At 45.8% G+C, this 14,066-nt stretch carries 16 protein-coding genes; 7 read left to right on the top strand and 9 right to left on the bottom strand.

Going from position 1 to position 14,066, the window contains the following annotated elements; all coding sequences use genetic code 11:
• The first annotated feature begins 82 nt into the window (after window positions 1–82).
• The gene (locus DOM22_RS02325; RefSeq protein ID WP_142698840.1) at window positions 83–1,048 is read left to right on the top strand and encodes a lytic transglycosylase domain-containing protein; all 966 of its coding nucleotides are present in this window, start codon (window positions 83–85) and stop codon (window positions 1,046–1,048) included.
• 24 nt (window positions 1,049–1,072) lie between these two features.
• Window positions 1,073–2,260: an aspartate kinase gene (locus DOM22_RS02320; RefSeq protein ID WP_142698839.1), complete on the top strand. Its 1,188-nt coding sequence runs from the start codon at window positions 1,073–1,075 to the stop codon at window positions 2,258–2,260.
• A 283-nt stretch (window positions 2,261–2,543) separates the two neighbouring features.
• Here DOM22_RS02320 and DOM22_RS20135 read toward each other — a convergent pair whose 3' ends face one another.
• The gene (locus DOM22_RS20135; protein WP_256373291.1) at window positions 2,544–3,950 is read right to left on the bottom strand and encodes a hypothetical protein; all 1,407 of its coding nucleotides are present in this window, start codon (window positions 3,948–3,950) and stop codon (window positions 2,544–2,546) included.
• A 151-nt stretch (window positions 3,951–4,101) separates the two neighbouring features.
• Here DOM22_RS20135 and DOM22_RS02310 point away from each other — a divergent pair, with 151 nt between their 5' ends.
• The 3 genes from DOM22_RS02310 (at window position 4,102) to DOM22_RS02300 (ending at window position 5,635) form a co-directional block, all read left to right on the top strand.
• Window positions 4,102–4,587: a glutathione peroxidase gene (locus tag DOM22_RS02310; protein ID WP_142698838.1), complete on the top strand. Its 486-nt coding sequence runs from the start codon at window positions 4,102–4,104 to the stop codon at window positions 4,585–4,587.
• Between the two features lie 182 nt (window positions 4,588–4,769).
• A complete protein-coding gene (locus DOM22_RS02305; protein ID WP_142698837.1) occupies window positions 4,770–5,069 on the top strand; it encodes a hypothetical protein in 300 nt (99 codons plus the stop codon).
• Window positions 5,070–5,224: 155 nt separating this feature from the next.
• Window positions 5,225–5,635 carry a hypothetical protein gene (locus DOM22_RS02300; RefSeq protein WP_142698836.1) on the top strand — a complete coding sequence of 137 codons (411 nt, stop codon included), beginning with the start codon at window positions 5,225–5,227 and terminating at the stop codon, window positions 5,633–5,635.
• Window positions 5,636–5,639: 4 nt separating this feature from the next.
• Here DOM22_RS02300 and DOM22_RS02295 read toward each other — a convergent pair whose 3' ends face one another.
• Window positions 5,640–6,041: a DUF2388 domain-containing protein gene (locus tag DOM22_RS02295; protein WP_142698835.1), complete on the bottom strand. Its 402-nt coding sequence runs from the start codon at window positions 6,039–6,041 to the stop codon at window positions 5,640–5,642.
• 330 nt (window positions 6,042–6,371) lie between these two features.
• On the opposite strand from DOM22_RS02295, the gene DOM22_RS02290 reads away from it, so the two are divergent.
• Window positions 6,372–7,070 carry a hypothetical protein gene (locus DOM22_RS02290; protein WP_142698834.1) on the top strand — a complete coding sequence of 233 codons (699 nt, stop codon included), beginning with the start codon at window positions 6,372–6,374 and terminating at the stop codon, window positions 7,068–7,070.
• A 52-nt stretch (window positions 7,071–7,122) separates the two neighbouring features.
• Here the strand turns inward: DOM22_RS02290 and DOM22_RS02285 are convergent, their stop codons facing one another.
• Window positions 7,123–7,359, bottom strand: a complete 237-nt coding sequence (locus tag DOM22_RS02285; RefSeq protein WP_142698833.1) for a hypothetical protein — start codon at window positions 7,357–7,359, stop codon at window positions 7,123–7,125.
• Between the two features lie 155 nt (window positions 7,360–7,514).
• Between DOM22_RS02285 and DOM22_RS02280 the strand changes: the two genes are divergently transcribed.
• The gene (locus DOM22_RS02280) at window positions 7,515–8,057 is read left to right on the top strand and encodes a hypothetical protein (RefSeq protein ID WP_142698832.1); all 543 of its coding nucleotides are present in this window, start codon (window positions 7,515–7,517) and stop codon (window positions 8,055–8,057) included.
• Between the two features lie 353 nt (window positions 8,058–8,410).
• Here DOM22_RS02280 and DOM22_RS02275 read toward each other — a convergent pair whose 3' ends face one another.
• From DOM22_RS02275 to DOM22_RS02250, 6 genes are all read right to left on the bottom strand, one after another.
• Complete coding sequence (locus DOM22_RS02275) at window positions 8,411–9,154, bottom strand: ABC transporter substrate-binding protein (protein WP_142698831.1); 744 nt, start codon at window positions 9,152–9,154, stop codon at window positions 8,411–8,413.
• Between the two features lie 123 nt (window positions 9,155–9,277).
• The gene (gene recA / locus DOM22_RS02270) at window positions 9,278–10,423 is read right to left on the bottom strand and encodes a recombinase RecA (RefSeq protein ID WP_142698830.1); all 1,146 of its coding nucleotides are present in this window, start codon (window positions 10,421–10,423) and stop codon (window positions 9,278–9,280) included.
• Between the two features lie 77 nt (window positions 10,424–10,500).
• On the bottom strand, window positions 10,501–10,989 hold the full coding sequence (locus DOM22_RS02265) for a CinA family protein (RefSeq protein ID WP_142698829.1): 489 nt from the start codon (window positions 10,987–10,989) through the stop codon (window positions 10,501–10,503).
• Window positions 10,990–11,469 carry a phosphatidylglycerophosphatase A gene (locus tag DOM22_RS02260; protein ID WP_142698828.1) on the bottom strand — a complete coding sequence of 160 codons (480 nt, stop codon included), beginning with the start codon at window positions 11,467–11,469 and terminating at the stop codon, window positions 10,990–10,992.
• A gap of 340 nt (window positions 11,470–11,809) precedes the next feature.
• Window positions 11,810–12,112, bottom strand: a complete 303-nt coding sequence (locus DOM22_RS02255; protein ID WP_142698827.1) for a KH domain-containing protein — start codon at window positions 12,110–12,112, stop codon at window positions 11,810–11,812.
• A 143-nt stretch (window positions 12,113–12,255) separates the two neighbouring features.
• Window positions 12,256–13,965 carry an AMP-binding protein gene (locus DOM22_RS02250; protein ID WP_142698826.1) on the bottom strand — a complete coding sequence of 570 codons (1,710 nt, stop codon included), beginning with the start codon at window positions 13,963–13,965 and terminating at the stop codon, window positions 12,256–12,258.
• Between the last annotated feature and the right edge of the window lie 101 nt (window positions 13,966–14,066).

Raw genomic sequence — 14,066 nt, 5'->3', positions numbered from 1 at the left:
AAGCAAGGACCTTCGTCATGGTGTCTCGCTGGCGGCAATTCTTTGTCGACAGTGTCAAAGAATCGACTTCATAATAAGGCTTATGAGAAGAACGTTGTTCGCTGCTTTGCTTACATTTCAAATGTCTGCTTCTGCCTTTGCAGAAGCCAATCCTAAGGCAGCAGTACCCATGCTTCCACCAAGCCCTTTGGCGCCGCAAAATGCTCTGACTTTAAAAGAGAAATTGAAGGCCCTGACAGCGCGATCAACGCATGTTCAATCCGACAATCTGATTTTCGATCTGCCCGTGACTTACAATAACAAAGTCAGCAAGTGGGTTTCCTATTACCAGGTTAAAGGCAACAAGTGGTTCCGCGAATGGTTGCAGCGCTCTTACAAGTACATGCCCTTTATTCAATCGGAATTAAGAAAAGCAAATCTGCCAACCGATCTTGCTTACATGGTGATGATCGAAAGTGGTTTTGCCCCGAATGCTGTCAGCTCGGCAGCAGCAGTCGGCCCTTGGCAATTCATTGAGCCAACAGGTGTTCGTTACGGTTTGAATAAAAATTGGTGGCTTGATGAGCGCCGTGATTTGCATAAAAGCACAACGGCTGCGATTAAATATTTGAAAGACCTGTATGAAGAATTCGGTTCTTGGTACTTGGTTGCTGCAAGCTACAACATGGGTGAAAACGGTCTTCGTCGTCAGATTAAAAAATATGGCACCAAAGATTACTGGACGCTCATTAAACTCTCTGCACTTCCTGTAGAAACCCAAGAGTACGTTCCAAAAATTCTTGCAGCGATGCTTATATCGAAAGCTCCGAACCTTTATGGCTTTCGCGACTTGGAAAAAATGGATCCGCTTGAGTACGAAACCGTCTATGTTCCTGGCGGCACAGAGCTGAATTCACTTGCTGATCATTTAGGCGTCACAAGAAAATCACTAAAAGATTTGAATGCCGAGCTGTACCTGGGGTACATTCCTCGTCAGGTTGGAAAACACGCGATTCGTGTACCAAAAGGTGCAGCGTTGATGGCGTCAAGTTTTGCAAATCGCAATTAGTACGTTTTGATTGAGGTCCATTTCATGAAACCCCTGATCGTGCAAAAATACGGCGGAGCTACACTTGCTGATCCCGAAAAGATCAAAGCCGTTTCCGCACGCGTGGCAAACCAAGCTAACGACAACTCATTAATTGTCGTCGTCAGTGCGATGGGTAAGACCACAAATTCTTTGATTGATTTAGCAGCCCAAGTTTCCACTCACCCCCAACGTCGCGAAATGGATATGTTGATGAGTGTGGGCGAGCGTATCAGTATGTCGCTTGTATCCATGGCACTTAATGATTTGGGTTGTCCTGCGATCAGTTTCACAGGAAGCCAAGCGGGAATCTTCACTGATGACTCGCACGTCAACGCATTCATCAAAGACGTCAAAGCCTTCCGCGTGGAAGAAGCCCTTAAATCTGAAAAAGTAGTGATCCTGGCCGGCTTCCAAGGTGTTTCTCCAACCACAAAAGAAATCACAACATTGGGTCGCGGTGGTTCAGATACTTCTGCGGTAGCGATGGCAGCAGCCTTCAATGCTGAACGCTGCGAAATCCTAAAAGATGTTCCCGCGGTATTCACTGCGGATCCCAACATCGTAAAATCAGCAAAGCCCTTGCAAGAGCTGAACTACGATCAATTAATGGAAATGACTTTCTGGGGCGCCAAAGTCCTGCACTACCGCTCAGTGGAATTAGCCAAAGTCCGCGAAGTCACACTGTACATCGGCCCCGCATCCAACAAAACTTCCGACGGCACATTAGTAAAAAAAGGATTGAATATGTTCGAGTCCTGCAAAGCCTTGTCACTGAACTCCCACGAAACAGTTCTGGAAATCAAATCCCAGGAAAAAAACACTGCAAAAGCCCTCAAGCAGTTGCAAGCCCTGTTCGAAGAAAAACAAATCGCCTTCCCGCAACTTTTGCACTGTGAAATCAACAAAGACCACGCAGAAATCCTGCTAACAGGCCCCCAAGAAACAATGGGCGCAGTAAAACGCGAACTCCAAGCTCAAAAAAGCTTCACCCTCAACCCAACTGATTTCTCAACAGTAACTCTAACGTGCACAGGCGCCACCTCCCCAGAAATCCCCCAAAAAGTCCTAGAAAAAATGGACGGCGCCCAACTCCAAGCCCACAAACTAATAATGAGCGCCATGAGCGTAACAGTAGTAGTAGATTCAACCTCAAGAAAACAAACCATCGAATCCCTTCACGCCCTCATCTAATTTCTATCTAAGAATAAGGGCCACAACCCAAAAAAAGAAATCCAAGGGATCGCAACAAGAGCGATCTCCCTTCGAGCTATCTAATTTTTAATAAGAAGTTCACCGAGGGCCGTGAAGCGAGCCCGATGATCGATGCGTGCACGAAGTCGACCTCCGTCGGCGCATGGATGCGCGCACCCGCCAAAGGCGGGCGACGGTGAGCCACGATGGCGTGTCGACGGAGCTGCATGCAGCGAGCAGCGGGCTCGATTCACGGCCCGCGATCGAAGATATAATTAAGAAATTAAGGTAGCAAAGAAGGACTCATTACTTGGTAACGGTTCTGAACTTTCTTCCAGATATCCGTGTGAGGACCCGTAATTCCATCAGGCCCCGTCGCCCCCGCAACTCCACGAGCATTGGGATTGTATTTCCCCCCACCCGGTAAGAATTGACGAAGATCAGGCCCGCCTTTAGCAGCTAAAGCATTCGCAGCAGAATTAAAGAAGCCCCCTTGGCCTTCGCCATCAGAGCCGCCTCCTCCACCAAACATTCCTCCTCCGCCGCCACCGCCACGGAATCCACCGTTTACAGCTGTGCTTTTCGCAGGATCAGTGCCTTCACCTGCCTGTTTACCACCGGAGCCACTGCCACCGCTGGAACCACCGAAAGAAACGCCGCCACCTTGCTTACCATCAATACCCGCATCGCTACCGCCAGAGCTTAGCTCAGCTTGTTCGATACCAATATTTGGAAGGTCGCCAGTGAAATCACTCGCACTCGCGGAGCTACCTGTACGTGATGAATTATCAATCGTCGCCAATCCACCACCGGAATCACCGACAACATTTGAAGTACCCAAACAAGAAGGATCACTTGGATTTTTAGAACAGATACAAACTTTATTTGAAGCCATTGATGGATTATTACAATCCATCACGACGTTTTCACAACCCGCAAGACTTGGATTTGCCGCACAAAGAGTCGGCAGGTCTGTAGCTCCATCCGCCGAAGTCAACGAGGCACACTGAGAAGCATTCGCGGCAGTTTGCGCGATGTTTGTCATAGCTTGTTGGGCTTCACCAATTTTTGCCGTGTAAGATGAACATTGATAAACCGAATCGGACGCTTGGGTTTTCATCGCCGTCAAATTAGGGTCGGTTTGACAAGCAGCCGTTGTTGCTAAATATCTTTGAGCCGAAGAACACGTCGAATTACAGTCTTTAATCGCACTGGAACAAGTCAGACGATAAGCTGCCACGGCCGCATTGATCGTCGCAGATAATGCCGCCATGCTAGTGCAGGACTCTGAAATACTGGAAGCCGCTTTCGCGCCATAAGCCAAAGCCATTTGACTCGCCATCGATGAAGCGCTGTTCATACCCTGATTATTTTTTTGATCACAATTGCCATCCGTAGATGCGATTTCATTCGAGCATTGCGCCATCAATTTTTGAAACTGCATTGAACAAACAGTAGTCCCTGCAACCCCAGACGCCCGTGCCGCAGAAGTCGAGCCCGATCTCTGCCTACAATTATAATTCTCTGTTTTATCATCACGAGAAACACCCTTCACACACTCATAACCTGATGGACACGGATATTGCGAAGAGCAGGATCGACCATTCATCGAAGACTCAGCATGCACCACGTTAGGTTGCAAAAACAAGCTGCCGATCAAAACTGAAAATGTGCGAAAAAAGATATTCATTCCCATAGGTAACATATCGGCATCACAAGGGTTTAACTTGATGAAATACCGAGCTGTCCCCAGACAGAAAATCTCAATTTGATACAACGCTAAATCTGTATTCAAATATAAAGATTACGACTAGGCTAGATTACAGAATTAGGAGAACTCCATGGAACAATCACTTCAGTCATTCACTGTTAAAGACTCCGCAGGTCACGATATTCCACTAGAAAAGTATCAAGGCCAAGTGGTCCTGGTCGTGAACGTAGCGAGCAAATGCGGCTTCACTCCCCAATACAAAGGCTTGGAAGAGCTCTACGAAAAATTCAAAGACCAAGGCTTTACTATATTAGGCTTTCCCTGCAACCAATTCGGAGCGCAAGAGCCCGGCAACAACGAAGAGATTCAGCAGTTCTGCTCACTGAATTACGGCGTGCAATTTCCAGTAATGGCCAAGGTGGATGTGAATGGAAGTAATGCCGACCCACTCTACAAATGGATGAAAGAATCTGCGCCGGGCATCTTGGGCACCGAACTTATCAAGTGGAACTTCACCAAGTTCTTGATTGGTAAAAATGGAAAAGTTTTGAAGCGATATGCTCCCAATGACGAGCCCAAAGACATGGTCGAAGACATCCAAAAAGCCCTATCTTAAGAGGGAAATCGTCACTTTCACCAACTGTTCCCATAAGGATTTCACAAGCTTTGTGAAGACCCTTTCACACGCACGGTGAAGGCTTTGTGCCTTCGCCGTATTGACTCTTTCGCGATAATAAACGAAATCATGTCCATCGAAATTAACGTTTGAAAAACACAAATTTAAAAAAAGGATTTAACATGAAATCACTAGTTATCGCTCTTTCAGTTTTCGCAGCAGCTCCAGCTTTCGCAACTTCTACAAACGCATGTATCACTAGCTACCTTCAACAAGGTTACTTCTTGGATCAAGCTAAAGTTCTTTGCACTAAAAGCACTACAGCGACTTGCAACGTAAGCGCTATCATGGCTAAAACTGGTTACGACTACTCTCGCGCAGCAAGCCTTTGCCCACGCGCTTCTGGTGGTTCTAATGCAGCTATCAATGAGTGCGTTGCTCAAGGTTACAACTACTCTACTTGCGCACAACTTGCTCACTAGTATTTAGTAGTTTCGTTTTTGTAAAAAACCCGCTCACCCCTGAGCGGGTTTTTTTATGCCCAAAATCTGAGGCGTCTTTCGACCAAAACTTAGACACTATTCAAATCTTTCAGATTTTTCTCTAGACCCCGGTCTAGCTCGCCGATAAGTCATTCATGAAAACAGGAAAAGTCATTCAAGCCAAAGATGCCTTTGAACTTTATGGAAAAGTTAGATCAGAAATTCAGTTCGAGAATTTCACTCCGCGAACATTTACGATCTATCACTTCACTAAAATTTCAGCTTCTGAATATGTTGTGGATGATATGCTTAAAGGCGTGAATCACGATCACACCCAGGACTTCATTGCGAAGTTTCCGGACTACGATACTTTCTGCGGAGTCGATTCAACAGGAAAAGATCATTTGTTTTCTTTTGGAAGCAAAGAGCTTTACGCGACGGTGGTTTACACGCCGATGAAGTCATGGACTGAAGTTTATGAAGACCACCTGGGCAACCCTCGTTACAACGAGTACTTAAGAACCCAGGCAGTCATGTCACATGTTGAAAAGAAAATAGCTTCTTAGACAACTACCAGTTGATGATGTCTTCAGCCAATTCAAAGTCTGAACTTTGAGTTTTTGGATCCATCTTACGAAGAAGCTCCACTGCACGAACGAATTTCACACCCTTCTCATCACCTTCTGTAGCAATATAAAGAGCTGCATCGTCCTTAGAATCCATAATCACTTGTTTGTAAGCACAACCATCACCGGATCCGCAAGCAGTCGCCGATGTCAGCATCAAAACTCCAGTGTATGCACTTAGAATTGAAGCCACTTCGTTGCTGTCGTCGCGACCACCATGATGATATCCTCCACCACCGTGACCATGTCCTGGACCAGGACCGTAACCGCCACCGTGATGACCACGACCTGCGAATGCTGATGCACCGAATGCAATAACTACAAGTGATACCAATACGCTTTTCATTTTTAACCCCCGTGTATACTGTGCGGTTCCTATATACAAGGAGCCTGCCAACCTCTCAAATGTATCTTCTGCAACAGATACGTTTTCAGAGGAATGTCAGAAAATTTCAGAGACATTTTGTCTCCGATTTTTTATGTGAAACAGAGCGGCGTGAACCGAACGACACCAGTGAAGTCGCCTCAAAGTGAGCGACTCATTTTGACTGCCTAACTTATTTTAGACAGTGTCGATTCCTTCGCCAACTATACTGCTTCATTGACACCTGATTAGTTTATAGACGGCATTTCCCTTGCATATTGGTTTATAGATTCACAAGCAGAGGTTCCGCAAATGAGACATCGCATCGTTTTGACACTTCTAGCATTCTTCCCGCTGTGCGCGATCGCGCAGGGGAACACATCATCTTCTGAAGACCTCAAAGTTACTTTGAAAGCAGAACCAGGTTATAAAAAACAAAAACGCGTTGTGAAAACGTGGTCCATTTATCCAGCTCGCCGTGTAGTTTATGAAGCTCCTAAAGCTGAAGGTTCTAAAACTAACAACCAGGCTCTTTTAACGAAAACTTATGTAGACCCAACTCAAAAACGCATGCCAGCTTCTGGGCCGATACCTGTGGTTGCTAAGCAAGGAGCTCAACCAAAAGCAGTTGTAGCTAAAGCCAACGTCAAAGCATTCAAACCAGCGACGGTTCCAAAATCCACAGCCGTTGCAAAAGCGCCTGTGATGAAAGCCAACCGTGCTCCGGCTTCTGTAGCTGTTGCTAAAGCTCCGGTTAAAGCAGCTCCGGTGAAAGCCGTGGCAATTGCTCGTCAACAGCCGCAAGTCGACACTGTTGTGCAAGCTCCAGCAGCAAAACCATTGGTTCTTGAATCAATGAGTTTTAAAGTTGCTAAATCGAAACCAGTTCAAAAAAGACAGATTTCAAATTTAAGCCCCTACCAAGCTGGGATGTCTAAGGTGACGCGTGCATCGTTGCCTAAGAAATCAAGTGGCTTGGTGGGCAGACAGAAAATCGCTTACAACAAGTAAGAGTTTAAATACTCTGAAACTAAAAACCCGCTCCTTTGAGCGGGTTTTTTTATTATATGCCCAGAGTCGATTTGCAGCCGGCGCTGAGGCCGTCTTTATTTTTCTTCAGGCACTCTTTTATCGCATTCATTTCCGTGACCTTGTCGCAGAACTTGATCTTATCCTCTTTACAAGCCGCCATGATATCGGAAGCCTTGCCCTTGGCTTGATCCATCATTTTCGAGGTATCAGGCATCTGTGCCATTGCTGTGCTGCCAACCAGGAGCAGCGCGATCATTGCGATTTTCATAGGGTCTCCTTTTTAAGTGTTTATGGACAATTAATTTTCTCTTGGCCTCCTCAAGCAGGCAACTCGGCCCCTTGTGTATTTGAGCACGGCAACATTCGTTTTCCTTTTGCCCTCTGGCAGTGCCTATGATTTATTCAACTTATTGAGGGGGATCTATGAACGTTATTAAAGCTCTAGTAGCTGGTCTTACGCTGTTTGCGGCTGTGGGCTGTAAAACTGTCGAAATCAAAGATGGCCGCGTTCCAAACGCATATCTTTCAAAAGCCAAAAAGTATGAAGGTGTCTACGCTGGTCAATTTAACGGTGTTTCCGGCGAGTTGATTTTAGGTTTTGAAGGCAACAAACCTTTCCTGAAATATCGCAATGAAATGGGCACGGATATCTTAAATAACAACTGCCAATCTTCTTTCGGAAATTTGAGAACAGTCTATATCACTGGCAAAAAATCGAATCCTAAAGTTGACGCTGTCGAATTTGATTTTGACCGTGGTCGCTGCGCTTTGATGGTACAAGGCCGTAAGATGTATGTAGATTTCAAAGAGAAAAACGGCGAAGTTAAATTGCAAGTCCAAGTACTTCGTGAAATGCGCCAACGCCGTGAATGCCGCTGGTACCCTGGCGATCATCACCACCCACCAGTCGAACAATGTACTTGGGTTCAAGACCCAGTTTACTTGTACGGTACATTCACTCGCTAAGCGAAATTTCGATCGCCTACACCTTGTTCTAAGAACACAGCCTAAAAATAAAAAACCCGCTTCGAAAGAGCGGGTTTTTTATTACCACGGCCACGGTACAGGACGGTTATCACCATCATCCGCAAAGGCAGATGTATTTTTCGTCGTCAGTGACGTCTTCAACATAAAATCCCTTTATGTCAGTTAAGTGCGATCACATCTTGTGATCACGTATCTATAATACTCCAGCATTCATTTGTTCGATGGTCAGCAGTTTTTTAGATTTTGAAAACCAAAACTAACAAAAAAACGACAATCGCAACTTTTATGTTTCATTGCTTGATAAGTGTTCACTATTTTAGTCACGGATATTGTCAGAAGAGAGCTTGGTAAGAGGGTTCTTTCACCAGTTTAGACATCAGATTTTCTAAACGCTCGCGGGGAATGGAGGCTTTCGGATTTACGATCAAGCGCAGATCATAATGTTGATCGACTTTTTCTGAAATCAATACTTCGGCATTCTTCTCGGGATTTTCGCGCAAGTAACGTCGGATAAAGGACAGAGGAACCACAGCGACATCGGCTCGTTCATGTAAAACCAATCGCACTGACGCCAAATTATGACTGACCAAAGAAATTTTAAACTTGGATTGCAGATAAGCTTCATCAGCATTGAATTTTGCAAAACCATAATGGTAGCCGACAATACCGGCGATTCGTTTTCCCGTTAAAGAGTTGAAGTAACTTTGATCCTTCGCCTTTTTCTTAAGAGCAATATAAACCTCAGCGTCTTGGATACCGACAGGAATAGTATAATGGGGAATGTCTTTCCATTCCCAGCGAGGATCCTCAAAGAAAATCATATCCACTTTACCATCGGTAAAACTTTGATACCGGCGGCTGCTTGGAATCTCAACAACCTTAAAGTGAAAATCAGCCTGCATCGAATTCAGCTGCTCCAACACTTCAGTTACGATTCCCCGGCCCTTTTCCAGGTCATAGTAAGGCGCAAAACCATAGGCACCGACCAGAACTGTTTTACGAAGGGTGGCCGTGTTTGCTTCAGCAAAAGAAATACCAGGAATGATAAATAGAACTGCCAGCAACCAAAGTTTCATATTATGAAGCTACGCCGTTCCCGACAGAGTCGCAACGTAATCTCTATTACCAATAAAAAACCCGCTCTTAGGGAGCGGGTTTTAATGTTTCCAAAGATGTTTCAGCTAAAAGCTGGTCAGCGACTAGTGCTTACCTTTTTTAACTTTTTCTTTTTTCGGAGATGCATCTTCAGTTGGCATTTCAGTTGGTTCAGAACCTTCATGGTCTTCACCGTCCTTAGCCATTTCAGCATCAACCAAAAGTTTACCGATACCGTTAGCTGCCAAGATTTTAGTACGCAATTGAGTCATGTACTCTGGGTGTGCTTTCAAGAAGTTTTTAGCAGCATCACGGCCTTGACCCATACGCTCACCATTGATGGAGAACCATGCGCCAGATTTTTCAACCATGTTTGCAGTCACTGCTAGATCTAGCAAGTCACCTTCTTCAGAAATACCTTCACCGTACATCAAGTCGAATTCAACTTTAGTGAACGGAGGAGCCATTTTATTTTTCACAACTTTAACTGCAGTACGGTTACCAGTTACATCTTCACCGTCTTTGATCGCGCCCACACGGCGTACATCCAAACGAACAGAAGAGTAGAACTTCAACGCGTTACCACCCGTAGTTGTTTCTGGGTTACCGAACATCACACCGATTTTCATACGAAGTTGGTTGATGAAGATAACTAGTGTGTTGGAACGGTTCACAGCTGCTGTCAATTTACGAAGAGCTTGAGACATCAAACGAGCTTGAAGACCTACGTGAGAATCACCCATGTCGCCTTCGATCTCTGCACGAGGAACCAAAGCTGCTACGGAGTCGACAACCAATACGTCGATTGCGCCAGAGCGAACCAAAGTTTCCACGATCTCAAGAGCTTGCTCACCAGTGTCTGGTTGAGAGATCAACATGTCTTCAGTGTTTACACCCAATTTACGAGCGTAGTTGATATCCAAAGCATGCTCAGCATCCACGAATGCAACCACGCCACCTTTTTTCTGAGCTTGAGCGATAACGGACAAGCAAAGAGTTGTTTTACCAGATGATTCAGGTCCGTAGATTTCTACGATACGACCTTTAGGAAGACCGCCGATACCAAGAGCCAAGTCCAAGCTCAATGCACCCGTGCTGATCGCTTCAACGTCTTTAACCAAAGAATCGTTAGCGCCCAAACGCATGATTGAACCTTTACCGAATTGCTTTTCAATAGATGAAACTGCCAATTCCAAGGCTTTGTTTTTTTCGTTTTGTGCTTTTGCATCTGCCACAGTTGTGTTTGCCATCTGCGTATCCCTCTCTATTTATGTGGTACTCACCACAAATCTTATTGTTATTTTTAGCAGCCGGGGGCTACCTGTTTCTATTTCCTGTCGAGAACTTCGCACAGCCAATTCACAGAATAGTCTACGGATGCCTGCTGGATGGCTTTGCGATCTCCCGAAAAGAATTCCTTTCGCGAGTCTTCAAAGTTCGGTCCAGCAATAGCAAAGCACACGGTGCCCACTGGCTTTCCGGGTGTTCCACCACTCGGACCAGCAATACCTGTGACTGCCACAGACCAATCAGTTTTCAGCTGTCGACGCACTCCGTGCGCCATTTGACGAGCGACGCTTTCGCTCACCGCACCCTCTTGCATGAGAGTGTCTCGACGGACCCCCAGAAGATCCACCTTCGCCTCGTTAGAGTAAGAAACCACAGAGCCTAAAAAGATGTCGGATATACCTGCTTGCTCTGTCAAAAAAGCCGAAAGTGCACCTCCAGTACAACTTTCCGCAAAACCCACTGTGAGTTTTTGGTCGCGAAGGGATCGAATGAAATCTTGTAGTCTCTTAGCGCGAATCTCAGTCATTTAACCGACCAAAACTTGCGAGCCCAACCAATTGGTGTGGCTGTAAAGAAACTGCATGATCAGACTGACAACAATACCAGCGGCAACGTCATCAATCATCACACCAAGACCTCCTTGGATCTTCTTATCTAAATATCCTATGAATAAAGGCTTAGTAATGTCCAGCAATCTGAACAGCACAAAACCAATTAAAATGGCCTGCCATGTCATCGGCAGCCAGATCATCGCAATCAGAAAACCAGCAACTTCATCGATCACGATTTCACTGTGATCGTGGCCGCCCTTATCGTCTTCATAAGCTTGCGCAGCAACAATTCCCAAGATCGTTATAGCGATCGTTGCTCCCATATAGATGAACGGACCTGCCCAATTAAGAAGCAAAACCAACGGAATGGTAGCAACAGTCGCAACAGTTCCCGGTGCCTTGGGACTTAACCCAACACCAAAAAATGTCGCCAACTTTAGAAGGAATTTTCTCATACCAAGGAGGTACGCCGACCCCTATGTGGAGGCAATTAAAATGCAGTGAGCCGAGCGACCCGCCCTTAGCGAAGGAGGAATGACGTAGTGAGTTAGTTTTATGGGTGGTATTAAAATTAGCGATTCGACTTTGCGAAGCATTTATCAGAATCTGAATGTCCGCTTTTGATTTTATTTTGAAGCGAGGCTCTCTCTCTTACAAAGTGCCACGGAAGACTTGCACTTTGAGAGGGCTTCGCCAATCTTGCAAAGCTCCTCATCGACATCTTCAACAGCTCCAGGCAAAACTCACAACGCTCTAAAATACGTCACGCAGTTGAAGATTTAACAGGGCGAGAAACTATTCACTGAATTCCATGCGGTTGTTACTATGAGCCACGTAAGGAATTTCGATAATTGCACGAATCCCTTTGCGCGCCATCATGGCAGAAATCACGGCACGAATACCACCAATGTTTTTTCCTTTGGCACCGATCAACTGCCCCAGGCTTTGTGGATGACAATTTACTTTATAAATTGTGGTGCGATCTCCGACAGAATAGTTCACAGCAACTTGCTCTGCGTGATCCAACATTTCATTCAAGATGGAACACAAAATTCTTTTACCAGTTTCTCTTGCATCGACTTTCTCTTGCTCCGACATAAGGTCCTCTCTCCAGTTTTTTTAATCACCAACAGTGATCTCCACTCACCGTCAGTGATATAAATTTAACCAGAATTGCAAGAACCCGCGCTGGAACAACGTCCAATAATTTTCAAATGCGAGCGTCGTTTAGGACACAGTACCTAAGGCAGATCCTGAGACCAAGTGTCGGGAAGGACTGCCTTGAAATCTTCCTCCCAAAACTCGTATTGCGATTTCTCATTCGCAGCTACGCGTTTTTGTTCACGAACACGCAGTTCTACACGGCGAATTTTACCTGACGTGGTCTTTGGCAAATCCGAGAATTCTACACGACGAATGCGCTTAAATGGGGTCAAACGCGATCGTGAGTGATTCAAAATCTGCAACGCCAGCTCCCGCGTTGGCTCCATACCTTTAGCTAAAAAAATGATAGCTTTCGGGACATTTTGTCTTAACGGGTGAGGACTTGGAATGACCGCAACTTCGCGCACGGCGGGATGTTCAAGCAAAACACTTTCAACTTCAAATGGACTGACTCGATAGTCAGAGCATTTAAAAATATCATCTCCGCGCCCCACAAACGTGTAACAACCATGCTCATCACGAGCGGCCATATCACCGGTGCGATAGTAGCTGGCGTTAGGAGTTTGTGCGATATCATTTTCGCGATATCCGTTCATGACCCCCAGCGGATGATTTGTAAGATCAATGCAGATTTCACCTTCAGGCCCCGGGTTGTTATCACGATCTAACAAAGTGATTCGATAACCCGGCAGTGGTTTTCCCATAGTGCCCGGATGAACTTTCTGACCCGGCGAATTTCCGATTTGAGCCGTGGTTTCAGTTTGTCCATAACCATCACGGATGGTCAGGTCCCATGCCTCTTGAAATTTGCGAATGATCTCTGCATCCAAAGGCTCGCCGGCACTGACGGCCTCACGCAGACGGATTTTATATCGACCCAGGTCTTCGACTGCCAACATCCGCCAAACAGTCGGCGGAGCACAGACAGAAGTTACACCTTTTTTCTCCAAAGTTTCCAACATCACCTGCGCATCGAATCTTTGCTGCTTGTGAATGAAAACCGTGGCCTCGGCATTCCATGGAGCAAAAAAACTACTCCACGCATGTTTTGCCCAACCTGGCGAGCTAACGTTCAAGTGAATATCTCCCGGCCTTAGTCCGATCCAAAACATGGTCGACAAATGGCCGACGGGATAACTTTGATGAGTGTGTTCAACAAGTTTGGGCTTGGCTGTAGTACCCGACGTAAAATAAAGCAAAAGTGGATCTGTGGCTTTGGTTTCACCCTCTGCTTCAAAGTTCGCACTTTCCCTGGTGGCTTCAGAATAGTCTTCCCAGCCTGGGGCTTTACCATCGACAGTTAACTTGATTGCCGTTGGCGATTGGACATCAAATTTCACTGATTCCGCCATGGTGGTAGCTATCAGTTTTACATCGCCACGGACCAAACGGTCTTGCAATTCATCCAAAGCCACCAGGGGGCTGGTGGGAATCATGACTGCACCCAACTTCATACAAGCGAGCATTAATTCCCACAGCGCCGTTTCATTTCCCATGTAAAGCAAAACATGATCGCCTCTTTTTAATCCCAGTCGTCGCAGATAGTTCGCAACTTGCGAGGAGCGCGCCGAGATATCGGCAAAGCTGTATTTCTCTTCACGACCGTCTTCCCCCATGATCCACAGAGCAAGGTTGTTATTACCCTCGGCCATGGGGTCGAAATAATCCAGGGCCCAGTTAAAGTTCGTTAACTCCGGCCATTTAAATTCCCTAGTGGCATAATCATAATCCGCACGATGTAAAATCAAGAAGTCGCGAGCTTGTTTGAATTCGTTATTTAATGCCACTGAACACCTCCTACAATGCCTGTTTAAGATTATCACTGACGCAGCTCTTCGAGGATTTGTGTTTTTGCAACTTTCTGTGCAAACACAGACTCACGTGCTAT

The organism is Bdellovibrio sp. ZAP7 (genome assembly GCF_006874645.1).
Taxonomy (GTDB): Bacteria; Bdellovibrionota; Bdellovibrionia; order Bdellovibrionales; family Bdellovibrionaceae; genus Bdellovibrio.
This window is presented reverse-complemented; position numbering and strand designations above follow the sequence as displayed.